The sequence below is a fragment of the Escherichia coli genome (genome assembly GCF_036503815.1).
Classification (GTDB): Bacteria; Pseudomonadota; Gammaproteobacteria; order Enterobacterales; family Enterobacteriaceae; genus Escherichia; species Escherichia coli_F.
The window spans coordinates 4,928,894-4,954,031 of record NZ_AP027764.1 but is presented as its reverse complement, the minus strand read 5'-3'; the positions used below and the strand labels follow the sequence as shown (position 1 = coordinate 4,954,031).

General features: G+C 51.2%; 24 protein-coding genes. 8 read left to right on the top strand and 16 right to left on the bottom strand.

All coding sequences use genetic code 11. From position 1 onward, the window contains the following. Positions 1–68: 68 nt before the first annotated feature. The 13 genes from atpC to asnC all read right to left on the bottom strand — a co-directional run bounded on the left by atpC (position 69) and on the right by asnC (position 11,519). Positions 69–488: a F0F1 ATP synthase subunit epsilon gene (gene atpC / locus AABJ99_RS23640; protein WP_001251965.1), complete on the bottom strand. Its 420-nt coding sequence runs from the start codon at positions 486–488 to the stop codon at positions 69–71. 20 nt (positions 489–508) lie between these two features. Continuing rightward, entirely contained in the window at positions 509–1,891 is a 1,383-nt protein-coding gene (gene atpD, locus AABJ99_RS23635) for a F0F1 ATP synthase subunit beta (protein ID WP_000190506.1), read from the bottom strand. 26 nt (positions 1,892–1,917) lie between these two features. Further along, on the bottom strand, positions 1,918–2,781 hold the full coding sequence (gene atpG, locus AABJ99_RS23630; protein ID WP_000896498.1) for a F0F1 ATP synthase subunit gamma: 864 nt from the start codon (positions 2,779–2,781) through the stop codon (positions 1,918–1,920). A 50-nt stretch (positions 2,782–2,831) separates the two neighbouring features. After that, the gene (gene atpA / locus AABJ99_RS23625) at positions 2,832–4,373 is read right to left on the bottom strand and encodes a F0F1 ATP synthase subunit alpha (protein WP_001176745.1); all 1,542 of its coding nucleotides are present in this window, start codon (positions 4,371–4,373) and stop codon (positions 2,832–2,834) included. 12 nt (positions 4,374–4,385) lie between these two features. Further along, positions 4,386–4,919, bottom strand: coding sequence for a F0F1 ATP synthase subunit delta (gene atpH / locus AABJ99_RS23620; RefSeq protein ID WP_001288587.1), 534 nt, complete (start codon positions 4,917–4,919; stop codon positions 4,386–4,388). A gap of 14 nt (positions 4,920–4,933) precedes the next feature. After that, positions 4,934–5,404 carry a F0F1 ATP synthase subunit B gene (gene atpF, locus AABJ99_RS23615; RefSeq protein ID WP_001052219.1) on the bottom strand — a complete coding sequence of 157 codons (471 nt, stop codon included), beginning with the start codon at positions 5,402–5,404 and terminating at the stop codon, positions 4,934–4,936. Between the two features lie 61 nt (positions 5,405–5,465). Further along, a complete protein-coding gene (atpE, locus tag AABJ99_RS23610; RefSeq protein WP_000429386.1) occupies positions 5,466–5,705 on the bottom strand; it encodes a F0F1 ATP synthase subunit C in 240 nt (79 codons plus the stop codon). 46 nt (positions 5,706–5,751) lie between these two features. Beyond that, a complete protein-coding gene (atpB, locus tag AABJ99_RS23605) occupies positions 5,752–6,567 on the bottom strand; it encodes a F0F1 ATP synthase subunit A (protein ID WP_000135618.1) in 816 nt (271 codons plus the stop codon). 8 nt (positions 6,568–6,575) lie between these two features. Then, positions 6,576–6,956, bottom strand: coding sequence for a F0F1 ATP synthase subunit I (gene atpI, locus AABJ99_RS23600; protein ID WP_000116695.1), 381 nt, complete (start codon positions 6,954–6,956; stop codon positions 6,576–6,578). 616 nt (positions 6,957–7,572) lie between these two features. Then, complete coding sequence (gene rsmG / locus AABJ99_RS23595) at positions 7,573–8,196, bottom strand: 16S rRNA (guanine(527)-N(7))-methyltransferase RsmG (RefSeq protein WP_000932851.1); 624 nt, start codon at positions 8,194–8,196, stop codon at positions 7,573–7,575. 63 nt (positions 8,197–8,259) lie between these two features. Further along, complete coding sequence (mnmG, locus tag AABJ99_RS23590; RefSeq protein WP_039020332.1) at positions 8,260–10,149, bottom strand: tRNA uridine-5-carboxymethylaminomethyl(34) synthesis enzyme MnmG; 1,890 nt, start codon at positions 10,147–10,149, stop codon at positions 8,260–8,262. Between the two features lie 378 nt (positions 10,150–10,527). After that, positions 10,528–10,971 carry an FMN-binding protein MioC gene (gene mioC, locus AABJ99_RS23585; RefSeq protein ID WP_000763742.1) on the bottom strand — a complete coding sequence of 148 codons (444 nt, stop codon included), beginning with the start codon at positions 10,969–10,971 and terminating at the stop codon, positions 10,528–10,530. An 89-nt stretch (positions 10,972–11,060) separates the two neighbouring features. Then, on the bottom strand, positions 11,061–11,519 hold the full coding sequence (asnC, locus tag AABJ99_RS23580; protein ID WP_000432970.1) for a transcriptional regulator AsnC: 459 nt from the start codon (positions 11,517–11,519) through the stop codon (positions 11,061–11,063). A gap of 151 nt (positions 11,520–11,670) precedes the next feature. On the opposite strand from asnC, the gene asnA reads away from it, so the two are divergent. Next, positions 11,671–12,663: an aspartate--ammonia ligase gene (asnA, locus tag AABJ99_RS23575; protein ID WP_039020333.1), complete on the top strand. Its 993-nt coding sequence runs from the start codon at positions 11,671–11,673 to the stop codon at positions 12,661–12,663. A 4-nt stretch (positions 12,664–12,667) separates the two neighbouring features. Here asnA and viaA read toward each other — a convergent pair whose 3' ends face one another. Both viaA and ravA read right to left on the bottom strand, forming a co-directional pair. Beyond that, entirely contained in the window at positions 12,668–14,119 is a 1,452-nt protein-coding gene (gene viaA, locus AABJ99_RS23570) for an ATPase RavA stimulator ViaA (RefSeq protein ID WP_000956611.1), read from the bottom strand. Next, positions 14,113–15,609, bottom strand: coding sequence for an ATPase RavA (gene ravA, locus AABJ99_RS23565; protein WP_001353548.1), 1,497 nt, complete (start codon positions 15,607–15,609; stop codon positions 14,113–14,115). The genes viaA and ravA overlap by 7 nt, the downstream gene beginning before the upstream one ends. A 222-nt stretch (positions 15,610–15,831) precedes the next feature. Here ravA and kup point away from each other — a divergent pair, with 222 nt between their 5' ends. From kup to rbsR, 7 genes are all read left to right on the top strand, one after another. Next, complete coding sequence (kup, locus tag AABJ99_RS23560) at positions 15,832–17,700, top strand: low affinity potassium transporter Kup (protein ID WP_000102332.1); 1,869 nt, start codon at positions 15,832–15,834, stop codon at positions 17,698–17,700. Positions 17,701–17,866: 166 nt separating this feature from the next. After that, entirely contained in the window at positions 17,867–18,286 is a 420-nt protein-coding gene (rbsD, locus tag AABJ99_RS23555) for a D-ribose pyranase (protein WP_039020334.1), read from the top strand. A gap of 7 nt (positions 18,287–18,293) precedes the next feature. Beyond that, the gene (rbsA, locus tag AABJ99_RS23550; RefSeq protein ID WP_000387771.1) at positions 18,294–19,799 is read left to right on the top strand and encodes a ribose ABC transporter ATP-binding protein RbsA; all 1,506 of its coding nucleotides are present in this window, start codon (positions 18,294–18,296) and stop codon (positions 19,797–19,799) included. A gap of 4 nt (positions 19,800–19,803) precedes the next feature. Beyond that, positions 19,804–20,769 (top strand): ribose ABC transporter permease, encoded by a 966-nt coding sequence (gene rbsC, locus AABJ99_RS23545; RefSeq protein WP_000211858.1) that lies wholly within the window; start codon positions 19,804–19,806, stop codon positions 20,767–20,769. 24 nt (positions 20,770–20,793) lie between these two features. Beyond that, positions 20,794–21,684 carry a ribose ABC transporter substrate-binding protein RbsB gene (gene rbsB / locus AABJ99_RS23540; protein ID WP_001056273.1) on the top strand — a complete coding sequence of 297 codons (891 nt, stop codon included), beginning with the start codon at positions 20,794–20,796 and terminating at the stop codon, positions 21,682–21,684. Positions 21,685–21,809: 125 nt separating this feature from the next. Then, positions 21,810–22,739, top strand: a complete 930-nt coding sequence (gene rbsK, locus AABJ99_RS23535; RefSeq protein ID WP_001361791.1) for a ribokinase — start codon at positions 21,810–21,812, stop codon at positions 22,737–22,739. A 3-nt stretch (positions 22,740–22,742) separates the two neighbouring features. Beyond that, complete coding sequence (rbsR, locus tag AABJ99_RS23530) at positions 22,743–23,735, top strand: ribose operon transcriptional repressor RbsR (RefSeq protein WP_000224481.1); 993 nt, start codon at positions 22,743–22,745, stop codon at positions 23,733–23,735. On the opposite strand, the gene mdtD is transcribed toward rbsR, so the two are convergent. Further along, the gene (gene mdtD, locus AABJ99_RS23525; RefSeq protein WP_039020335.1) at positions 23,701–25,128 is read right to left on the bottom strand and encodes a multidrug transporter subunit MdtD; all 1,428 of its coding nucleotides are present in this window, start codon (positions 25,126–25,128) and stop codon (positions 23,701–23,703) included. The two genes, rbsR and mdtD, sit on opposite strands and share 35 nt — an antisense overlap. Between the last annotated feature and the right edge of the window lie 10 nt (positions 25,129–25,138).

The window sequence follows — 25,138 nt, the reverse complement described above, 5'->3', positions numbered from 1 at the left end:
AATCAGCAAAATACATATAAAAAAGCCAGTCTGTTTCCAGACTGGCTTTTGAGCTTTTCAAGCCGGTGTTACATCGCTTTTTTGGTCAACTCGATAACGCGCAACTGCGCGATCGCTTTGGCCAGTTCCGCAGACGCCTGAGCGTAATCTACGTCGCCGTGAGAGCTGCTAATGTGCTCTTCAGCCTTACGTTTCGCTTCCATGGCTCGCGCTTCGTCGAGATCCTGGCCGCGAATTGCGGTGTCAGCCAGAACGGTCACGTTGCCAGGCTGCACTTCAAGAATGCCGCCAGACAGATAGATAAACTCTTCGTGACCGTGCTGTTTCACGATGCGAATCATACCAGGCTTAATGGCGGTGAGCAGCGGTGCGTGGCCCGGGTAAATGCCCAGTTCACCTTCGCTACCCGTTACCTGGATTTTCTCGACCAGACCAGAGAACATTTGTTGCTCTGCGCTGACGACGTCCAGGTGGTAAGTCATTGCCATATCACCCTCCGATTAAGGCGTTAAAGTTTTTTGGCTTTTTCCACTGCTTCTTCGATGGAACCGACCATGTAGAACGCCTGCTCCGGCAGGTGATCGTATTCGCCTTCCATGATGCCTTTAAAGCCACGGATGGTGTCTTTCAGGGAGACGTATTTACCCGGAGAACCGGTGAATACTTCTGCCACGAAGAACGGCTGGGACAGGAAGCGCTGGATCTTACGAGCGCGCGCTACCACCAGTTTGTCTTCTTCAGACAGTTCATCCATACCCAGGATGGCGATGATGTCTTTCAGTTCCTGATAACGTTGCAGGATGGACTGAACGCCACGCGCGGTGTCGTAGTGTTCCTGACCAACCACCAGCGGGTCCAGCTGACGGCTGGTAGAGTCCAGCGGGTCAACAGCCGGGTAGATACCCAGAGACGCGATCTGACGGCTCAGTACCACGGTTGCGTCAAGGTGCGCAAAGGTGGTTGCCGGAGACGGGTCAGTCAAGTCATCCGCAGGTACGTATACCGCCTGTACGGAGGTGATAGAACCAGTTTTGGTGGAGGTGATACGTTCCTGAAGAACGCCCATCTCTTCCGCCAGAGTCGGCTGATAACCTACCGCTGAAGGCATACGACCCAGCAGTGCGGATACTTCCGTACCGGCCAGGGTGTAACGATAGATGTTGTCAACGAACAGCAGAACGTCACGACCTTCGTCACGGAATTTCTCAGCCATGGTCAGGCCGGTCAGTGCAACGCGCAGACGGTTTCCCGGCGGCTCGTTCATCTGGCCATATACCAGGGATACTTTGTCGATAACGTTGGAGTCGGTCATTTCGTGGTAGAAGTCGTTACCCTCACGAGTACGTTCACCTACGCCCGCAAACACAGAGTAACCGGAGTGCTCGATCGCGATGTTACGAATAAGCTCCATCATGTTTACGGTTTTACCTACACCCGCACCACCGAACAGACCGACTTTACCGCCCTTAGCGAACGGACACATCAGGTCGATAACTTTGATACCGGTTTCCAGCAGTTCCTGAGAGTTTGACAGCTCTTCGTAGGAAGGTGCTGCGCGGTGAATCGCCCAACGCTCTTCTTCACCGATCTCGCCTTTCATGTCGACCGGTTCACCCAGTACGTTCATGATACGGCCCAGAGTCGCTTTACCTACCGGGACTTCGATCGGGTGTTCGAGGTCTTTTACATCCAGACCGCGACGCAGACCGTCGGAGGAACCCATTGCGATGGTACGCACGATACCGCCGCCGAGCTGCTGCTGAACTTCCAGCACCAGACGCTCATTACCATTTTGCACCTCAAGAGCATCGTACACGCGCGGTACGGCATCCTGAGGGAATTCGACGTCAACTACGGCGCCGATTACCTGGACAATCTTTCCAGTAGCCATCTTAAATCCTCTACGAAATAACCTGTTTAAACCGCGGCGGCCCCCGAGACGATCTCGGTGAGTTCCTGAGTAATGCTGGCCTGACGAGCTTTGTTGTATACCAACTGCAGCTCTTTAATCAGGCTGCCGCCATTGTCGGTCGCGGCTTTCATCGCCACCATACGGGCGGCCTGCTCGCTGGCCAGGTTTTCAACCACGCCCTGATAAACCTGAGATTCGACATAACGACGCAGCAGGGTATCCAGCAACGCCTTCGGATCGGGTTCGTACAGGTAATCCCAGGATTTATGTTTCAGATCATCATCATCTGATGCCGGTAACGGCAGCAGCTGGCTGATGGTCGGAACCTGAGACATGGTGTTAATAAATTTGTTGCTGACAATGTAAAGCTTGTCCAGACGGCCTTCGTCGTAGGCCTGCAACATCACTTTTACCGGACCAATCAGTTCGGACAGGGAAGGGTTATCCCCCATGCCGGTGACCTGGGCAACAACATTGCCGCCCACGGAGTTGAAGAACGACACGCCTTTCGAGCCGATCATTGCGAGGTCGCATTGAACGCCTTTGTCGGTCCAGGTCTTCATTTCCGCCAGCAGTTTTTTGAACAGGTTAATGTTCAAACCACCGCACAAACCACGGTCGGTCGACACCACCAGGTAGCCTACGCGTTTAACGTCGCGGTCTTCCAGGTATGGGTGCTTATATTCCAGATTACCGTGTGCAAGGTGACCAATCACTTTGCGCATGGTTTCTGCATAAGGACGGCTGGCCGCCATGCGATCCTGCGATTTACGCATTTTGGAAGCGGCGACCATCTCCATCGCTTTAGTGATCTTTTGCGTGTTCTGGACGCTTGCGATCTTACTACGTATCTCTTTTGCGCCGGCCATGAGCTTCTCCTCAATGCCTTGCGGCCTGCCCTAAGGCAAGCCGCCAGACGTTACCAGGATTGGGTTGCTTTGAAGGAATCGAGGATGCCTTTCAGCTTGCCTTCGATTTCGTCGTTGTAGCCACCGGTCTGGTTGATCTCTTGCATCAACGGAGCGTGATCACGGTCGACGTAAGCCAGCAGAGCGGCTTCGAAGCTGCCGATTTTCGACAGTTCAACATCCGCCAGGTAACCACGTTCTGCTGCGAACAGAACCAGAGACTGTTGCGCTACGGACATCGGCGCATACTGTTTCTGTTTCAGCAGTTCGGTCACTTTCTGACCGTGGTCAAGCTGCTTACGTGTTGCATCGTCAAGGTCGGATGCAAACTGAGAGAACGCTGCCAGTTCACGATACTGTGCCAGAGCGGTACGGATACCACCGGACAGTTTTTTCATGATCTTGGTCTGTGCTGCACCACCAACACGGGATACGGAAATACCCGGGTTAACCGCAGGACGAATACCGGCGTTGAACAGGTTGGTTTCCAGGAAGATCTGACCATCGGTAATGGAGATTACGTTAGTCGGAACGAACGCAGAAACGTCACCCGCCTGAGTTTCGATAATCGGCAGCGCGGTCAGAGAACCGGTTTTCCCTTTCACTTCACCTTTGGTGAAGGCTTCAACGTATTCGGCGTTAACACGCGCAGCACGCTCCAGCAGACGAGAGTGGAGGTAGAATACGTCGCCCGGGAATGCTTCACGTCCTGGCGGACGACGGAGCAGCAGGGAGATCTGACGGTAAGCAACAGCCTGTTTAGACAGGTCATCGTAAATGATCAGCGCATCTTCACCGCGGTCACGGAAGTATTCGCCCATTGCGCAACCGGCATACGGCGCCAGGTATTGCAGTGCAGCGGATTCAGACGCGGTTGCTACCACAACGATGGTGTTAGCCAGTGCGCCGTGCTCTTCCAGTTTACGTACCACGTTAGAAATAGTGGACGCTTTCTGGCCGATAGCGACATAGATACATTTGATACCGGAATCGCGCTGGTTAATGATGGCATCGATTGCCAGTGCGGTTTTACCGGTCTGACGGTCACCGATGATCAATTCACGCTGACCACGACCGATTGGGATCATGGAGTCAACGGCTTTATAACCGGTCTGTACCGGCTGATCTACGGACTGACGTTCGATAACGCCCGGGGCGATAGCTTCTACAGCAGAGAAGCCGTCGTGATCCAGCGGACCTTTACCGTCGATTGGTGCACCCAGAGTGTTAACCACACGGCCCAGCAGGCCACGGCCAACCGGAACTTCCAGGATACGGCCAGTACACTTAACTTTCATGCCTTCGGCAAGGTCAGCGTACGGACCCATAACAACCGCACCTACAGAGTCACGCTCGAGGTTCAGTGCGATAGCGTAACGGTTACCCGGCAGGGAGATCATTTCACCCTGCATACAATCGGCCAGGCCGTGGATGCGGATAACACCGTCACTTACAGAAACAATAGTACCTTCGTTGTGAGCTTCACTCACAACATTGAACTGAGCAATGCGCTGCTTGATCAGTTCGCTGATTTCGGTGGAATTCAGTTGCATGCTCCAGTCCCCTTAAGACTGCAAGACGTCTGCAAGGCGCTCAAGACGACCGCGTACGCTGCCATCAATGACCATATCACCCGCTCGGATGATAACGCCTGCCATTACAGACTTATCGATTTTGCAATTCAGCTTAACTTTGCGTGACAGACGTTTTTCCATCGCAGCAGAAATTTTCGCGAGCTGTTGTTCACTCAACGCGGCAGCGGAAATGACGTCTACCTCAGCGGTAGCCTCACTCACAGCACGCAGGTGAATAAACTGCTCCAGAACATCCGGGAGCGCATTAAGACGACCATTTTCAGCCATAACCCGAATCAGGTTCTGACCGTTTTCGTCCAGTTGCTCACCACAAACTGCGATAAACGACTCGGCGAGCGTTTCTGGCGCAAGCGCGCCAGAGAGAAGCTCTGCCATTTGTTCGTTTTTGGTTACCTCGGCGGCAAACGCCAGCATGTCCTGCCAGCGTTCTACACTTTGGTGTTCGACGGCAAAGTCAAAAGCTGCTTTGGCGTAGGGGCGAGCTACCGTAATAAATTCAGACATCAGCCCCTCCCTCCTTACAGTTCAGCGACAAGTTTATCCACGATGTCGCTGTTAGCAGCTTCATCCACGGAACGTTCGATGATCTTCTCGGCGCCAGCAACAGCCAGGATAGCAACTTGCTTACGCAGCTCTTCACGGGCACGTTTACGCTCGGCTTCAATTTCCGCCTGCGCCTGGGCCACGATTTTAGTACGTTCCTGCTCTGCTTCAGCTTTAGCTTCGTCCAGAATCTGCGAGCGGCGTTTGTTCGCCTGCTCGATGATTACCTGGGCTTCCGCTTTCGCTTTTTTCAGCTGGTCGGTCGCGCTGGCCTTTGCAAGGTCAAGGTCCTTATGTGCTCGTTCTGCGGAAGCAAGGCCGTCAGCAATTTCTTTTTGACGTTTTTCGATGGCTGCCATTAATGGCGGCCATACGTACTTCATGCAGAACAGAACGAACAGGACAAACGCGATGGCCTGGCCGAGGATTGTTGCGTTAAGATTCACAGCACAATGCCTCTATTTAGTTAACGTTCTGATATTGCTCTTTAAATAAAAGCAACGCTTACTACGCGACAGCGAACATCACGTACAGACCCAGACCTACAGCGATCATCGGGATAGCATCCACCAGACCCATAACGATAAAGAACTGAGTACGCAGCAGAGGAATCAGATCAGGTTGACGCGCTGCGCCTTCCAGGAATTTACCCCCGAGGATGCCGATACCGATCGCAGCACCGATTGCCGCCAGACCCATCATCACAGCGGCAGCCATGTACAGCAGATCCATATTCAGGTTTTCCATGACAGTCTCCAGTTTGTTTCAGTTAAAACGTAGTAGTGTTGGTAAATTAATGTTCTTCAGACGCCATCGACAGATAGACGATCGTCAGAACCATGAAGATGAAGGCTTGCAGCGTAATGATCAGGATGTGGAAAATGGCCCACGGCACATTCAGGATCCACTGTGACCACCACGGCAACAGACCAGCAATCAGAATGAAAATCAGCTCACCGGCATACATGTTACCGAACAGTCGCAAACCGAGTGAAACTGGTTTGGACAGCAGGCTTACCCCTTCAAGGATTAAGTTGACAGGAATGAACGCCCAGTGATTGAACGGCTGCAGCGTCAACTCTTTCGTGAAGCCGCCGATGCCTTTCATTTTGATGCTGTAGAACAGAATCAGGATAAATACGCCCAGTGCCATAGACAGCGTTACGTTCACGTCCGCAGACGGAACCACACGCAGTGCCGGCAGCCCCAGTACATGTTCAGCGATGTACGGCAGCAGATCGATAGGCAGTAAGTCCATCAAGTTCATCAGGAATACCCAGACGAAAATCGTCAGGGCCAGCGGAGCAATCAGCTTGCTTTTGCCATGGTACATGTCTTTCACGCTACCATTAACAAAGCCGATCACCAGCTCAATCGCGGTCTGAAACTTACCTGGCACGCCGCTGGTCGCCTTTTTGGCTACGCTACGGAATAAAACCAGGAACAACAGACCCAGCACCACCGAGAAGAACATGGAGTCAATATTGATTGTCCAGAAGGTGGCTGGGGGGTTATGTGGATCCACCAGCGAGAATGTACGCAGGTCCAGCTGAAGGTTGTTCAGGTGGTGTCCTATGTAATCCTGCGGCGTCATATTTTCTGAAGCCATGATGCCTTTTACCCTTTGTTGTTAATTACAGCCGGTGCCAGTATCTGAACCACCAGCACCAAAACCCACGTAACGATCAGCGGCAAGAATACCGCCTTTAAAACCGCCAACGCCACCACCAGTAACACCAACATCGCCAGAACTTTGAAAGCTTCGCCAAATGCGAATGTCCAGGCCACCCGGCCTTTCGCTGGTGTATGCGCCTGGTGACGCCAGGCAAATATCATAAACAAAACGTTAGGCAGAAAGACTGCCAGGCCCCCGCTTATTGCAGAGACGCCCCAGAAGGGGTCTTTGAGGCTGAACAGCAATCCACTTGCTATCACCACCAGTAACTGAACGAGCAGAAGCTTCCGAGCAACGTTTCGACTCACGAGCGACACAGACATCACGTTTTTCACTCCTGCTCCCTTCGAGGTATGCCGCGTGTCGTATAAAACTTTCTTTAAGGCTTAGAGTCAAGCATCAAAAAGCGGTCAAATTATACGGTGCGCCCCCGTGATTTCAAACAATAAGTAGCCAAAAGGTGAATAAATGTTTAAATATTTTTCCAGTGCATACAATTGCGACTTTTCTGCTAACGCTGTTCGATCATGAAAAACTGTAAATAACGCGTAAACACTGGCGATAAAGCGTGCTTCAGATCACATATTGAGCATGTTCGCGCACAGCATATTTATTTACTTGGCAAATGATGCCATTGCAAGTTTATGATATTTAAGTCCAAAAACAGACACTCTTTTAATAAGTGACATTTACACAACAAAAACCACCCATTGACATTTTTAATAATGTTTTAACAGATGATTATGGTTCTTAGCGCCGATTTTTAGCAGCCTGATATTTTCACTGCTGACTTATTTTCTGCTTACCCAAAAAAGCCACGTTAGCTCGTTGATGCAAAAGAGTGAACGTGGCGTTAAATGTAACCAGTTATATCAGTAGAAAACCTGGTTGTTGTTAACAGTCTAACCGGTCATTTTTTTATGTTTTTTTTGATAAAAATTAAATTTTATTTGCTTTAATCACCACCAGATGACGTTCGCCATCCAGGGCCGGAACGTGAAGTTTAACCACTGATTCGACCTGATATTCTTCGGGCAACAAAGCGATTTCATCTTCCGGTATTTGGCCTTTCAGCGCGTAGAAACGACCTTGCTCACCAGGAAGATGGTGGCACCAGCTCACCATATCGTTCAGAGAGGCAAAGGCGCGGCTAATTACGCCATCAAATGGCGGCTCAGAAGGAAACTCTTCTACCCTGCTCTGTACTGGCTCAATATTCTCCAGTTTAAGCTCATGTTGCACCTGACGAAGGAAACGCACGCGTTTACCAAGGCTATCCAACAACGTGAAATGGGCTTCAGGACGCACGATAGAGAGTGGAATGCCAGGCAGTCCTGGTCCGGTGCCGACATCGATAAACCGATCACCTTGCAGATACGGCGCCACCACAATGCTATCGAGAATATGGCGTACCAGCATCTCATTAGGATCGCGGACCGAAGTCAGGTTGTACGCTTTATTCCATTTATGCAGCATATTCACGTAGGCAATTAGCTGGTTTTTCTGGTGATCGGTAAGCGAAATTCCTGCGTCTTTCAGCAGAGAGGAGAGTTTGTTGAGCACGGTGATTACCTGTTCTTGATGCGTAGCCCGGTAAGCGGGTGCTTACCAGGCATTTTTAATGCGTTATGCGCTACGACGCAGCATACCCTGTTTTTTCAGCCACACCAGCAGAATGGAGATGGCCGCAGGCGTGACGCCAGAAATACGCGAAGCCTGACCGATAGAAGCCGGTTTGTGATCGTTAAGTTTGGCGATCACTTCGTTAGAAAGACCGGATACCTGGCGGTAATCCAGCGTCGCTGGCAGCAAGGTATTCTCGTTACGCTGCTGCTTTTCGATCTCATCTTGCTGGCGCGCGATATAACCTTCGTATTTAACTTGAATCTCAACCTGTTCCGCCGCCTGTTCGTCTGTCAACGCAGGGGCAAACGGCGTCAGCGTGGTTAATTTTTCATAAGTCATTTCCGGACGACGCAGCAGATCTTCACCACTGGCTTCACGGGAAAGCGGCGCAGTCAGGTGAGCATTCACTTCGGCTGCAGCTTCCGCCGACGGGGTTACCCATGTCGATTTCAGACGCTGACGCTCACGCTCGATGTTCTCAAGCTTCTCGTTAAAGCGCGCCCAACGTTCGTCATCCACCAGGCCCAGTTCACGACCGATTTCAGTCAAACGCAGATCCGCATTATCTTCGCGTAGCATCAGGCGATATTCTGCACGCGAGGTAAACATACGGTACGGCTCTTTGGTTCCTAAAGTGCACAGGTCATCAACCAGTACGCCGAGATACGCCTGAGAACGCGCCGGAGCCCAACCTTCTTTGTCAGCAGACAGACGGGCAGCGTTAAGACCGGCCAGCAAACCTTGCGCAGCGGCTTCTTCGTAACCGGTAGTGCCGTTAATCTGACCAGCAAAGAACAGCCCCTGGATAAACTTGCTCTCCAGCGTCGGTTTCAGGTCGCGTGGATCGAAGAAGTCATACTCAATGGCATAACCCGGACGCACGATCTTCGCGTTTTCCATCCCCTGCATGGAGCGGACGATTTGCATCTGCACATCGAACGGCAGGCTGGTGGAGATACCGTTCGGATAAATTTCGTTAGAGGTCAGCCCTTCCGGTTCAAGGAAGATCTGATGCTGATTTCTGTCGGCGAAGCGCATGACTTTGTCTTCGATCGACGGGCAGTAGCGTGGGCCGACACCTTCGATCACCCCTGAGTACATTGGGCTACGATCGAGGTTACTGCGGATCACATCATGGGTTTTCTCGTTGGTATGAGTGATATAACACGGCACCTGCTGTGGATGCTGGGACGCATTGCCCATAAACGAGAATACCGGCATTGGGTTATCGCCATGCTGTTGCGCCAGCACGCTGAAGTCGATAGTACGCGCATCAATACGCGGCGGTGTCCCGGTTTTCAGACGACCAACGCGCAGCGGCAGTTCACGCAAACGGCGAGAGAGCGGAATGGACGGCGGATCACCAGCACGGCCACCGCTGTAGTTATCCAGACCGATATGAATTTTACCGTCGAGGAACGTCCCAACGGTGAGCACGACGGCTTTGGCACGGAACTTCAGTCCCATTTGGGTAACAGCACCGACCACGCGATCGTTTTCGACAATAAGATCTTCAACCGCCTGCTGGAAGATCATCAGATTCGGTTGGTTCTCCAGCGCCGTACGTACCGCCTGACGGTAGAGCACACGATCCGCCTGAGCTCGGGTAGCGCGAACTGCCGGTCCCTTGCTTGCGTTTAGTATCCTAAACTGGATACCCGCCTGATCGATCGCTTTAGCCATCAGGCCGCCGAGTGCATCCACTTCTTTTACCAGATGTCCCTTCCCAATACCGCCGATCGCCGGGTTGCAGCTCATCTGCCCCAGAGTGTCGATATTGTGTGTCAAAAGCAGAGTCTGTTGACCCATACGCGCCGCGGCCATCGCGGCCTCGGTGCCTGCATGACCCCCGCCAATGATGATGACGTCAAAAGGATCCGGATAAAACATGGTGATTGCCTCGCATAACGCGGTATGAAAATGGATTGAAGCCCGGGCCGTGGATTCTACTCAACTTTGTCGGCTTGAGAAAGACCTGGGATCTTGGGTGTTAAAAAGAAGATCTATTTATTTAGAGATCTGTTCTATTGTGATCTCTTATTAGGATCGCACTTCCCTGTGGATAACAAGGATCCGGCGTTTAAGATCAACAACCTGGCAAGGATCATTAACTGTGAATGATCGGTGATCCTGGACCGTATAAGCTGGGATCAGAATGAGGGGTTATACACAACTCAAAAACTGAACAACCGTTGTTCTTTGGATAACTACCGGTTGATCCAAGCTTCCTGACAGAGTTATCCACAACAGATCGCACGATCTGTATACTTATTTGAGTAAATTAATCCACGATCCCAGCCATTCTTCTGCCGGATCTTCCGGAATGTCGTGATCAAGGATGTTGATCTTAAGTGTTTCGCCTGTCTGTTTTGCACCGGAATTTTTGAGTTCTGCCTCGAGTTTATCGATAGCCCCACAAAAGGTGTCATATTCACGACTACCAATACCGATTGCGCCAAAGCGGACCGCAGAAAGATCGGGCTTCTGTTCCTGCAATGCTTCATAGAAAGGAGAAAGGTTGTCCGGAATATCTCCGGCACCGTGGGTTGAGCTGATAACCAGCCAGATCCCCGAGGCAGATAAATCTTCCAACAGCGGACCGTGCAGCGTTTCGGTGGTAAAACCCGCCTCTTCCAGCTTTTCAGCCAAGTGTTCTGCCACATATTCGGCACCGCCGAGGGTGCTGCCGCTGATAAGAGTGATATCTGCCATAAACCGCCACCTTTATTAAGAGTGGCGTATTGTACGCTGTGAACGCGTTGGGATCTACCTGTGGAAAAGTATGGGATTAAAAAAGCTGATCATGGCTTAATGGTACGCATGATCGGGTTTTGCAGGACGATCAGTGTCTCGGTGGACTGAATTTCATCAATTGTTTGGATCTTGTTGATAAGTACATGCTGGAGAGCATCGATCGAACGGCACATCACTTTGATAAAGATGCTGTAGTGGCCAGTTGTGTAATAGGCTTCAGTGACTTCATCGAGGCTTTCCAGCTTTGCCAGCGCGGAAGGATAGTCTTTGGCGCTCTTTAATATAATGCCGATAAAGCAGCCTACGTCATAACCGAGCTGCTTCGGGCTGACATCAATACGTGCCCCGGTAATGATCCCCGCCTGCTTCATTTTCTCTACTCGAACGTGAATTGTCCCCGGACTGACGCCAAATTGTTTCGCCAGTTCGGCGTAAGCGGTGCGCGCATTGCCCATTAATGCTTCCAGGATGCCACGGTCCAGATTGTCGATCAGATAATTTTCCATAGGATTTTCTTATGCGGATTGATGATTCATTCTATTTTAGCCCTATTTTTTAATGAATCAAAAGTGCATGAGGCTTTTTATTGAATGATTATTGCATGTGTGTCGGTTTTTGTTGCTTAATCATAAGCAACAGGACGCAGGAGTATAAAAAATGAAAACCGCTTACATTGCCAAACAACGTCAAATTAGCTTCGTGAAATCTCACTTTTCTCGTCAACTGGAAGAACGTCTGGGGCTGATTGAAGTCCAGGCGCCGATTCTTAGCCGTGTGGGGGATGGCACGCAGGATAACTTGTCGGGCTGTGAAAAAGCGGTGCAGGTAAAAGTGAAAGCTCTGCCTGATGCCCAGTTCGAAGTGGTTCATTCACTGGCGAAGTGGAAACGTCAGACCTTAGGGCAACACGACTTCAGCGCGGGCGAAGGGCTGTACACGCACATGAAAGCCCTTCGCCCTGATGAAGACCGTCTTTCCCCGTTGCACTCGGTCTATGTAGACCAGTGGGACTGGGAGCGCGTAATGGGCGACGGCGAGCGTCAATTCTCGACTCTGAAAAGCACAGTAGAGGCGATCTGGGCGGGAATTAAAGCAACCGAAGCTGCAGTTAGCGAAGAGTTTGGCCTGGCACCGTTCCTGCCGAATCAGATCCACTTCGTACACAGCCAGGAGTTACTGGCTCGTTATCCGGATCTCGATGCCAAAGGACGTGAGCGGGCGATTGCGAAAGATCTTGGCGCGGTATTCCTCGTCGGGATTGGCGGCAAGTTGAGTGATGGTCATCGCCACGACGTGCGCGCACCGGATTATGATGACTGGAGCACCCCGTCAGAGCTGGGCCATGCGGGTCTGAACGGCGATATTCTGGTATGGAACCCGGTACTGGAAGATGCGTTTGAGCTTTCTTCCATGGGGATCCGCGTGGATGCCGATACGCTGAAGCATCAGCTGGCGCTGACCGGTGACGAAGATCGCCTGCAGCTGGAGTGGCATCAGGCGTTGCTGCGCGGTGAAATGCCGCAGACCATCGGCGGCGGTATCGGCCAGTCTCGTTTGACCATGCTGCTGCTGCAACTGCCGCATATCGGTCAGGTTCAGTGTGGTGTATGGCCAGCTGCTGTTCGCGAGAGTGTCCCTTCTCTGCTGTAATAATTTATCGCCGCCAGCGTCTGAGCAGGCGGCTTCGCATCCCGGTATCAAAGCGCCAGATATGATCGAAAATGCGCATGATGCCGGGTTTGCCATGTGCCGACATCGCCACGGCATGAAAGCGATGCTGATGTACCCGCTGCAACTCTTTCACTTTGCTCGTCACGTCGTCAGGCAACCGCTGGGCGATAAAATCAGAAATCACCACCGCATCGGCGTCAAACCACTCCCGACTTTGCAAGCGTTCCATAATGGCGCGAAAACAACTGGCAAGATCGGTGCCACCACGAAACTGCTGACTTAAAAAGCGGATCGCTTGCTCAATACCTTGTGGGCCTGAAAGCTCATAACGGACGATCTCGGTGGAAAATAGCATAATATAGCAGCGCCGGTTTTCAGCGAGAGCAATGCGCATCAAGGCCAGGCAGAACGCTTTCGCACACTGTTCATTAAAGCCGCCCATTGAGCCGGAAGTATCCACGCAGACAATAAACGGTCCGCGCGGCTGTTCGTCGTAATCTTTATGCACCACCGGGCGTTCGATCACTTTTTCACGCCACGACTCACCGTGCAGGCGATAGGTGAGCAATTGTTTTTCCACCAGCCGACGGTAAAACTCATACTCCAGTTCCGTTATCCCCAGTGTCGCCAGTTCTGGCGGCAGGAGACGTAAAATATCGTCGCTTTGTTGCAGACCATCAACCTGCTCAGGAACTGTCGCCGGTTCGCGCACCATGGTGCGGAAGGTTTCCATCTGCGCATCGTTGCGCGGTATTGATTTGGCTTCCCGGGAACGTCCCAACTGTTCTGCCAGGCGTTTCAGTTCCGGCTGTTCGTTAAGAAATTCACCGTATTTCACAATCAACTGATAGTCGCCACGTTTAAGCTGACCGGCGCTCATATCCCACAGACGACCAGCTGCGGTATTGTTATCTGCGAGAATCGGTTCAAGTTGCCCGCTCAGCGTCATGCGTTCCTGAACTTCACTCAACAGTTGTTCGCGTTCTTCTTCTAATAGCTGTTGATTTAACGTCGTTGCTTGCACGATCAGACTTAAACGCCAACGCTGGAGAAAAAGTGTGTGTAACGCTGAAGTGATCGTGCTGTTAGCATCAACCAACTGTCGGGCTTGTTCTGCCCATGGGGAATTCAGACGATGCAGTAAGTCCAGGATCTGTGGTAGCTGCACAATAAACTGCGGCGTGGAGAGGAGCTGGCTTTCCTGATAGCACATCACCTCTTCGGTGAGTTCCGGCGGGACTCGGGCATCTTTCAGCCGACTGCGCAGCGCCTCACGCCAGCGGGGAACATCATCAGTGATGGCCGCCTTCAGTCGTGGGAATTTTTCAAAGAAGACTGCCAGCTGCGGTGAGGCCAGCAGCGCGATGATCATCTCTTCGATCAATCCCTCTTCGCTGACGGCCAGCATCACATTAAGCGTATCCAGCGTTAGCATTGTTGTGCCTGGCGAATCTGGGTGCCGACATCCTGTAGGCTGGCTTCAATGCGACCTAACCAGTCGCCAGGGATAAACAGACATTTTTGCTGTTCGCTGAATAAAGCGTGTTGCTTGCGCCAGTCGCTTTCAAGCTCTTCCAGTTGTTGTTTTATTTCACCTGGCAGACCTTCAGCCGATGAACCGGGAAGTGCCAGCGTACTGCCTTGTAAACTTACATCGCGTACGACAAGATGTTGGGCGCTATCAACTTCCAGATTCAGTTTCTGGGCAAAGCCGATACCGTTCAGTTTGCCGCGAATTTCACCACCTCTGCTCAGCCACTGTTCCAGCGCGCTACGCTCAAAGGAGATATGAACCACTTCCATATCATGCAGTTTTAACGGTTTTTGCAGCAGCAGAGTCAGAGTGGAAGCAGTAACGTTAACAGGGAGTTGATACTGCTGACGACGGCTGAAAATGCCGCCCAGACGAATTACCGTTAAGGCTGTTTTATCGCTTTGTTGCTGCTGTAGTTGCAGGTGACGTTGCACAATCGCGCCCAGGCGGGTCAACATCCCTTGCTGTTGCCAGGCATGACCGGTCATCAATACATCAATTTGTTGTTGTATCAAATTCAGGCTTTGCGCGTCATACCACAGGCAATCTTTCAGCAAAATGAGATCTACCGGGGCAACAGCACTGCGACCGCTAAAAAAGGCGCTGGCCTGCAATAAGCGGATCGCTTTTTTCCAGCGACGATCCGAGACATAAGGCGCATCCGGTAATTTATCCAGTTGCTGGCGCAGCATAAAAATCAGCTCAAATACATGATCGGGCAGCGTAATTTCACCAATCTCTTTCTGCCAGCGTTCATATTCTTCATCAGTGACCTGCAAGGAGGCAGGAACCGGATTGTCATTTTCATCCTGTTGACTGGTCAGCATGGAGCGGAAATTCGCTTTATCCTGCACTTTATCTAACCACAGACGAATCAGCATGCGGTCATATAACGCTTCCAGACTGCTGTCTGCTTCCGGCAGCTCGTTGGAGGCCGCCACCAGCAGACGCATCGGGATTTTTTCTACGTGTGCACCGTTACGGAACTGGCGCTCGTTAATGGCGGTGAGCAAGGTATTAAGAATTGCCGGGCCCGCTTTCCAGATCTCATCAAGAAAGACGATTTCTGCTTCCGGCAGGTAACCGCTGGTTAAACGTTCATAGCGCCCTTCATCTTTTAGCGCCTGAATAGAAAGGGGACCAAAAACTTCTTCCGGCGTGGAGAAGCGGGTCATCAGATATTCAAACGCGCGGGCATTCTGAAAGGCGAATTTTAAGCGCCGGGCGATCAAACTTTTGGCAATGCCTGGCGGGCCAAGGAGGAACACACTTTCACCACTTAATGCCGCTAATAAACACAAGCGGATGGCGTGGCTACGTTCATAAAGCCCCTTTTCCAACGAACTGCTCAGGCGGGAAATTCTTTCCGCTAATAAATGAGGGTGAGCCATAATGAAGTGGCGTCCTTTCGTCAAAAGTTCTGCGTAAATTGCGAGTATAGACGTTTCTTGCTGGTGGCTAAAATAGTCTCAAAAGAGGTCTATTTTTCTTTGAGCCAGGTTAATGTGGCCGCATTTAGGAGTACGATTTTGTCGTTAATCGTGCATACTGTGCGCTTTTTTGTGGGCCAAGGGACTAAGCACACATTTCATATTTCAACGAAAGACTAGTCTATGAGCACTGATAATAAGCAATCGTTGCCCGCGATTACCCTCGCGGCGATTGGAGTTGTCTACGGCGATATTGGTACCAGCCCGTTATATACACTTCGTGAATGTTTGTCCGGCCAGTTTGGTTTTGGCGTTGAACGCGATGCCGTGTTTGGCTTTTTATCGCTGATCTTCTGGCTGCTAATCTTTGTGGTTTCCATTAAATATCTCACCTTCGTGATGCGGGCAGATAACGCCGGGGAAGGGGGCATTCTGACGTTGATGTCGCTTGCCGGGCGCAATACGTCGGCGCGAACCACATCAATGCTGGTGATTATGGGATTAATCGGCGGCAGCTTTTTCTATGGTGAAGTCGTCATTACACCCGCTATTTCGGTGATGTCTGCCATTGAAGGTCTGGAAATCGTCGCCCCGCAGCTGGATACCTGGATAGTTCCCCTCTCAATCATCGTTCTCACTTTACTATTTATGATTCAAAAACATGGCACGGCTATGGTCGGTAAGCTGTTTGCGCCGATCATGCTGACCTGGTTTTTGATTCTGGCAGTACTGGGGTTACGTAGCATTATTGCTAACCCGGAAGTGCTGCATGCGCTGAATCCGATGTGGGCGGTGCATTTCTTCCTTGAATATAAAACGGTTTCGTTTATTGCGTTAGGGGCAGTGGTGCTGTCGATTACCGGTGTCGAGGCGCTGTACGCTGATATGGGGCACTTTGGTAAGTTCCCGATTCGCCTGGCGTGGTTCACCGTCGTATTGCCTTCATTAACTCTTAATTACTTTGGCCAGGGCGCTCTGTTGTTAAAGAACCCGGAAGCGATTAAGAACCCGTTCTTCCTGTTGGCACCGGACTGGGCGCTGATCCCGCTGCTGATCATCGCCGCACTGGCGACGGTAATTGCCTCGCAGGCAGTTATCTCTGGCGTCTTCTCATTGACGCGTCAGGCCGTACGTCTGGGATATTTGTCGCCGATGCGCATTATTCACACCTCCGAAATGGAGTCTGGGCAAATCTATATTCCGTTTGTGAACTGGATGCTCTATGTCGCGGTCGTGATTGTGATTGTCAGCTTTGAGCACTCCAGCAACCTGGCGGCGGCGTACGGGATTGCGGTGACCGGAACCATGGTACTGACGTCTATTCTCTCGACTACCGTGGCACGTCAGAACTGGCACTGGAATAAGTATTTTGTTGCGCTGATCCTGATTGCTTTCCTTTGTGTCGATATTCCATTGTTCACCGCTAACCTTGATAAACTGCTCTCCGGCGGCTGGTTGCCATTGAGCCTCGGTACGGTGATGTTTATCGTGATGACCACCTGGAAGAGCGAGCGTTTCCGCTTGCTGCGGCGGATGCATGAACATGGCAACTCTCTGGAGGCGATGATTGCTTCGCTGGAGAAATCACCGCCCGTTCGCGTGCCTGGGACCGCGGTGTATATGTCACGTGCAATCAACGTCATTCCCTTTGCGCTGATGCATAACCTTAAACATAACAAGGTATTGCATGAGCGGGTGATTCTGTTAACTCTGCGCACCGAAGACGCGCCTTATGTCCATAACGTCCGTCGGGTACAGATTGAACAACTGTCGCCCACTTTCTGGCGCGTGGTGGCAAGTTATGGTTGGCGAGAAACGCCAAACGTGGAAGAAGTATTCCACCGCTGCGGTCTGGAAGGATTAAGTTGCCGGATGATGGAAACCTCCTTCTTTATGTCGCATGAGTCGTTGATCCTCGGCAAACGCCCGTGGTATTTGCGTCTGCGCGGCAAGCTGTACTTGCTGCTGCAACGTAATGCGCTGCGCGCACCGGATCAATTTGAAATCCCGCCAAACAGGGTTATCGAACTGGGTACTCAGGTCGAAATTTAACGCCAGACGCCTCCTTTCTCCATAAGGGGGCGTTTTTGTTTTCATGGTTAATCACCATGTAAAACGTTTCGATGTTGATCACATTTCCGTAACGTCACGATGGTTTTCCCAACTCAGTCAGGATTAAACTGCGGGTCAGCGAAACGTTTCGCTGATGGAGAAAAAAATGAAAAAAGGCACCGTTCTTAATTCTGATATTTCTTCGGTGATCTCCCGTCTGGGACATACCGATACGTTGGTGGTGTGTGATGCTGGTTTACCCATCCCCAAAAGTACAACGCGTATCGATATGGCATTAACCCAAGGGGTACCTTCTTTTATGCAGGTGCTGGGCGTCGTCACAAATGAAATGCAGGTCGAGGCTGCCATTATCGCGGAAGAGATCAAACAACATAATCCGCAACTCCACGAAACGTTGCTCACTCACCTTGAGCAGCTGCAAAAACACCAGGGAAATACCATTGAAATTCGTTACACCACGCATGAACAATTCAAACAACAAACCGCAGACAGTCAGGCGGTAATTCGCAGCGGAGAATGTTCTCCGTATGCGAATATCATTCTCTGTGCTGGCGTGACGTTCTGAGGCCGTCATGGAAGCATTACTTCAGCTTAAAGGCATCGATAAAGCCTTCCCGGGCGTAAAAGCCCTCTCGGGCGCAGCGTTAAATGTCTATCCTGGCCGCGTGATGGCGCTGGTGGGCGAAAACGGCGCGGGTAAATCCACCATGATGAAAGTGCTTACTGGTATCTATACTCGCGATGCCGGTACGCTTTTATGGCTGGGGAAAGAAACGACGTTTACCGGACCGAAATCATCCCAGGAAGCCGGGATTGGGATTATCCATCAGGAACTGAACCTGATCCCACAGTTGACCATTGCCGAAAATATTTTCCTCGGCCGTGAGTTTGTTAATCGCTTTGGCAAAATTGACTGGAAAACCATGTATGCCGAAGCGGATAAATTGCTGGCTAAACTTAACCTGCGCTTTAAAAGCGACAAGCTGGTGGGCGATCTTTCCATCGGTGACCAGCAAATGGTTGAAATTGCCAAAGTGCTGAGCTTTGAGTCGAAAGTCATCATTATGGATGAACCGACCGATGCACTGACCGATACCGAAACCGAATCCTTGTTCCGCGTCATCCGCGAGCTGAAATCGCAAGGCCGCGGTATTGTCTATATTTCCCACCGCATGAAAGAAATCTTCGAGATTTGCGATGACGTTACCGTTTTTCGTGATGGGCAATTTATTGCTGAGCGCGAAGTGGCATCACTGACCGAAGATTCGCTGATTGAGATGATGGTGGGCCGCAAGCTGGAAGATCAATATCCGCACCTGGACAAAGCGCCGGGAGATATCCGCCTGAAAGTCGATAATCTCTGCGGACCTGGCGTTAACGATGTCTCTTTTACTTTACGCAAAGGCGAAATTCTTGGCGTCTCTGGTTTGATGGGCGCAGGTCGTACCGAACTGATGAAAGTGCTCTACGGCGCACTGCCGCGCACCAGCGGTTACGTCACCCTGGATGGGCATGAAGTCGTTACCCGTTCACCGCAGGATGGCCTGGCAAACGGCATTGTGTATATCTCCGAAGACCGCAAACGTGACGGTTTAGTGCTGGGTATGTCAGTCAAAGAGAATATGTCGCTGACTGCGCTGCGTTACTTTAGCCGTACTGGCGGCAGTTTGAAGCATGCCGATGAACAGCAGGCAGTGAGTGATTTTATTCGTCTGTTTAATGTGAAAACGCCGTCGATGGAACAGGCAATTGGTCTGCTTTCCGGTGGCAATCAGCAAAAAGTGGCGATTGCCCGTGGTCTGATGACACGCCCCAAAGTGTTGATCCTCGATGAGCCTACCCGTGGCGTAGATGTTGGTGCGAAAAAAGAGATCTATCAACTGATTAACCAGTTCAAAGCCGATGGCTTGAGCATCATTCTGGTGTCATCGGAGATGCCAGAAGTATTAGGCATGAGCGATCGCATCATCGTCATGCATGAAGGGCATCTCAGCGGGGAATTTACTCGTGAGCAGGCCACCCAGGAAGTGTTAATGGCTGCCGCTGTGGGCAAGCTTAATCGCGTGAATCAGGAGTAAAAAAATGACAACCCAGACTGTCTCTGGTCGCCGTTATTTCACGAAAGCGTGGCTGATGGAGCAGAAATCGCTTATCGCTCTGCTGGTGCTGATCGCGATTGTCTCGACGTTAAGCCCGAACTTTTTCACCATCAATAACTTATTCAATATTCTCCAGCAAACCTCGGTGAATGCCATTATGGCGGTCGGGATGACGCTGGTGATCCTGACGTCGGGCATCGACTTGTCGGTAGGTTCTCTATTGGCGCTGACTGGCGCAGTGGCTGCATCTATCGTCGGCATTGAAGTCAATGCGCTGGTGGCTGTCGCTGCCGCTCTCGCGTTAGGTGCCGCTATTGGTGCGGTAACCGGGGTGATTGTAGCGAAAGGTCGTGTCCAGGCGTTTATCGCTACGCTGGTTATGATGCTTTTACTGCGCGGCGTGACCATGGTTTATACCAACGGGAGCCCAGTGAATACCGGCTTTACTGAGAACGCCGATCTGTTCGGCTGGTTTGGTATTGGTCGCCCGTTGGGCGTACCAACGCCAGTCTGGATCATGGGAATTGTGTTCCTCGCGGCCTGGTATATGCTGCATCACACACGTTTGGGGCGTTACATCTACGCGCTGGGCGGCAACGAAGCGGCTACACGTCTTTCTGGTATCAACGTCAATAAAATCAAAATCATCGTCTATTCTCTTTGTGGTCTGCTGGCATCGCTGGCCGGGATCATTGAAGTGGCGCGTCTCTCCTCCGCACAACCCACGGCGGGGACTGGCTATGAGCTGGATGCCATTGCTGCGGTGGTTCTGGGCGGTACGAGTCTGGCGGGCGGAAAAGGTCGCATTGTTGGGACGTTGATCGGCGCATTAATTCTTGGCTTCCTTAATAATGGATTGAATTTGTTAGGTGTTTCCTCCTATTACCAGATGATCGTCAAAGCGGTGGTGATTTTGCTGGCGGTGCTGGTAGACAACAAAAAACAGTAATAACGACTACAGGACATCTTGAATATGAACATGAAAAAACTGGCTACCCTGGTTTCCGCTGTTGCGCTAAGCGCCACCGTCAGTGCGAATGCGATGGCAAAAGACACCATCGCGCTGGTGGTTTCCACGCTTAACAACCCGTTCTTTGTATCGCTGAAAGATGGCGCGCAGAAAGAGGCGGATAAACTCGGCTATAACCTGGTGGTGCTGGACTCCCAGAATAACCCGGCGAAAGAGCTGGCGAACGTGCAGGACTTAACCGTTCGCGGCACCAAAATTCTGCTAATTAACCCGACCGACTCCGACGCAGTGGGTAATGCTGTGAAGATGGCTAACCAAGCGAACATCCCGGTTATCACTCTTGACCGCCAGGCCACGAAAGGTGAAGTGGTGAGCCACATTGCTTCTGATAACGTACTGGGCGGCAAAATCGCGGGTGATTATATCGCGAAGAAAGCGGGTGAAGGTGCCAAAGTTATCGAGCTGCAAGGCATTGCCGGTACCTCCGCAGCTCGTGAGCGTGGCGAAGGTTTCCAGCAGGCCGTTGCTGCTCACAAGTTTAATGTTCTTGCCAGCCAGCCAGCGGACTTTGACCGCACTAAAGGTTTGAACGTAATGCAGAACCTGTTGACCGCTCATCCGGATGTTCAGGCTGTGTTCGCGCAGAATGATGAAATGGCGCTGGGCGCGCTGCGCGCACTGCAAACTGCTGGTAAATCGGATGTGATGGTCGTCGGATTTGACGGTACACCGGATGGCGAAAAAGCGGTGAATGATGGCAAACTAGCAGCGACTATCGCTCAGCTACCCGATCAGATTGGCGCGAAAGGCGTCGAAACCGCCGATAAAGTGCTGAAAGGCGAGAAAGTTCAGGCTAAGTATCCGGTTGATCTGAAACTGGTTGTTAAGCAGTAGTTTTAATCAGGTTGTATGACCTGATGGTGACATAAATACGTCATCGACAGATGAACGTGTAAAATAAAGAAAAGCAGGGCACGCGCCACCCTAACACGGTGGCGCATTTTATGGACATCCCGAATATGCAAAACGCAGGCAGCCTCGTTGTTCTTGGCAGCATTAATGCTGACCACATTCTTAATCTTCAATCTTTTCCTACTCCAGGCGAAACCGTAACCGGTAACCACTATCAGGTTGCATTTGGCGGCAAAGGCGCGAATCAGGCTGTGGCTGCAGGGCGTAGCGGTGCGAATATCGCGTTTATTGCCTGTACGGGTGATGACAGCATTGGTGAAAGCGTTCGCCAGCAGCTCGCCACTGATAACATCGATATTTCTCCGGTGAGCGTGATCAAAGGCGAATCAACAGGTGTGGCGCTGATTTTTGTTAATGGCGAAGGTGAGAATGTCATTGGTATTCATGCCGGCGCTAACGCAGCCCTTTCCCCTGCGCTGGTGGAGGCGCAACGTGAGCGTATTGCTAACGCATCGGCATTATTAATGCAGCTGGAATCACCACTCGAAAGTGTGATGGCAGCGGCGAAAATCGCCCATCAAAATAAGACTATCGTTGCGCTTAACCCGGCTCCGGCTCGCGAACTTCCTGACGAACTGCTGGCACTGGTGGACATTATTACGCCAAACGAAACGGAAGCAGAAAAGCTCACCGGTATTCGCGTTGAAAATGATGAAGATGCAGCGAAAGCGGCGCAGGTACTGCATGAAAAAGGTATCCGTACTGTACTGATTACTTTAGGAAGTCGTGGTGTATGGGCTAGCGTGAATGGTGAAGGTCAGCGCGTTCCTGGATTCCGGGTGCAGGCTGTCGATACCATTGCTGCCGGAGATACTTTTAACGGCGCGTTAATCACGGCGTTGCTGGAAGAAAAAACATTGCCAGAGGCGATTCGTTTTGCCCATGCCGCCGCTGCGATTGCCGTAACACGTAAAGGCGCACAACCTTCCGTACCGTGGCGTGAAGAGATCGACGCATTTTTAGACAGGCAGAGGTGACGCTTGGCTACAATGAAAGATGTTGCCCGCCTGGCGGGCGTTTCTACCTCAACAGTTTCTCACGTTATCAATAAAGATCGCTTCGTCAGTGAAGCGATTACCGCCAAAGTTGAAGCGGCGATTAAAGAACTCAATTACGCGCCATCAGCTCTGGCGCGTAGCCTCAAGCTCAATCAGACTCGAACCATTGGCATGTTGATTACTGCCAGTACCAATCCTTTTTATTCTGAACTGGTGCGTGGCGTTGAACGCAGCTGCTTCGAACGCGGTTATAGTCTTGTCCTTTGCAATACCGAAGGCGATGAACAGCGGATGAATCGCAATCTGGAAACGCTGATGCAAAAACGCGTTGATGGCTTGCTGTTACTGTGCACCGAAACGCATCAGCCTTCGCGTGAAATCATGCAACGTTATCCGACAGTGCCTACCGTGATGATGGACTGGGCACCGTTCGATGGCGACAGCGATCTTATACAGGATAACTCGTTGCTGGGCGGAGACTTAGCAACGCAATATCTGATCGATAAAGGTCATACCCGTATCGCCTGTATTACCGGCCCGCTGGATAAAACTCCGGCGCGCCTGCGGTTGGAAGGTTATCGGGCGGCGATGAAACGTGCGGGTCTCAACATTCCTGATGGCTATGAAGTCACTGGTGATTTTGAATTTAACGGCGGGTTTGACGCTATGCGCCAACTGTTATCACATCCGCTGCGTCCTCAGGCCGTCTTTACCGGAAATGACGCTATGGCTGTTGGCGTTTACCAGGCGCTATATCAGGCAGAGTTACAGGTTCCGCAGGATATCGCGGTGATTGGCTATGACGATATCGAACTGGCAAGCTTTATGACGCCACCATTAACCACTATCCATCAACCGAAAGATGAACTGGGGGAGCTGGCGATTGATGTACTCATCCATCGGATAACCCAGCCGACCCTTCAGCAACAACGATTACAACTTACTCCGATTCTGATGGAACGCGGTTCGGCTTAGATTTACGCTGTCTTTTGATCAAATTATTACCATCGGTTGTTTTCAGAAGCATGAACATTGCTGCTGAAGCAACAGTAATAATGCCCATTGTGATAAACGTATAGTGGAATTGTTCGACAGTCGTTGTGCCTTCCATCCCTTCATAAACACGAAGGACGGCCGCACTTACAGCAACGCCTAAACTGATAGACAGTTGCTGCGTGACCGCCAGAACACTGTTACCGCTGCTGGCGTTGTCATCGGTCAGATCGGCAAGTGTGATGGTATTCATCGCGGTAAATTGCGTCGACATAGCCATCCCTAATATAAATAACGGCAAGATCAGCATCCATATCGCCATTGCTGGTGATTGCAAAGAGAACTGAGCGATCATTAGCCCAATAATTACCGTGATCCCCACTAACGTATGGCGATAGCCCAGACGACGTAAGACTTGGGTAACCATCGATTTTGCAATAATGGAACCTAACGCTGTCGGTGCCATCATACAGCCGGCAATAAACGCCTGATAACCAAATCCTACCTGTAACATCAATGGCATAAGGAACGGTACACAGCCGGTCCCCAGACGGGTTGCAATATTGCCTACTATACCGATCGAGAAAGTGCGGGTTTTAAATAAATCTAATGAAATTAATGGGTTTAGCGTGCGTCGTGCATGGAGAATATAGATAAGCAGTAACCCGATGCTGGTGACAATTACCGTCAAGGCAATCCAACTGGCGACAATCTTTTCACCGAATAGCTCTATTCCGCTTGAGAAGAGAACAAGGCTGAGGCCAAACAGCAAAAAGCCAGTGATATCGAATCTGCGTCGTGCGGTGGTGAAATTGGGCATATGTTTGCGCGCGTAAAGAAGGCCGGCAATACCTATGGGGATATTGATTAAAAATATCCAGTGCCAGGTTGCCCAGGTGACCAGCACGCCGCCAAGTACGGGGCCTAAAATTGGCCCCACCAGACCCGGCATGGCGACAAAATTCAATACAGGAAGAAGCTCATTACGAGGATAAGCACGCAGTAAGGCCAGCCGAGCAACAGGCATCATCATTGCGCCACCTATCCCCTGAATAACCCGGAAGACAACCAGCTGTGGTAGCGAGTTAGAAAGTGCGCAGGCCAGAGAACCCAATGTGAACAGACTCACGGCAAGGGTAAATATGCGACGCGTACCGAAGCGATCGGCTAGCCATCCGCTTACCGGAATAAGCATCGCCACCGTCAGCGTGTAACTGATGATGGCTGATTGCATCGCGAGAGGAGAACGATTAAGACTATGAGCGATTGCGGGTAAGGCGGTATTCAGAATAGTGGCATCAAGTGCCTGCATGAAGAAGGCCATCGCCGCGATCCACGGCAAACCCGCCATACTGCGCTTCTTTTTATCGCTCATTCAATGTCCT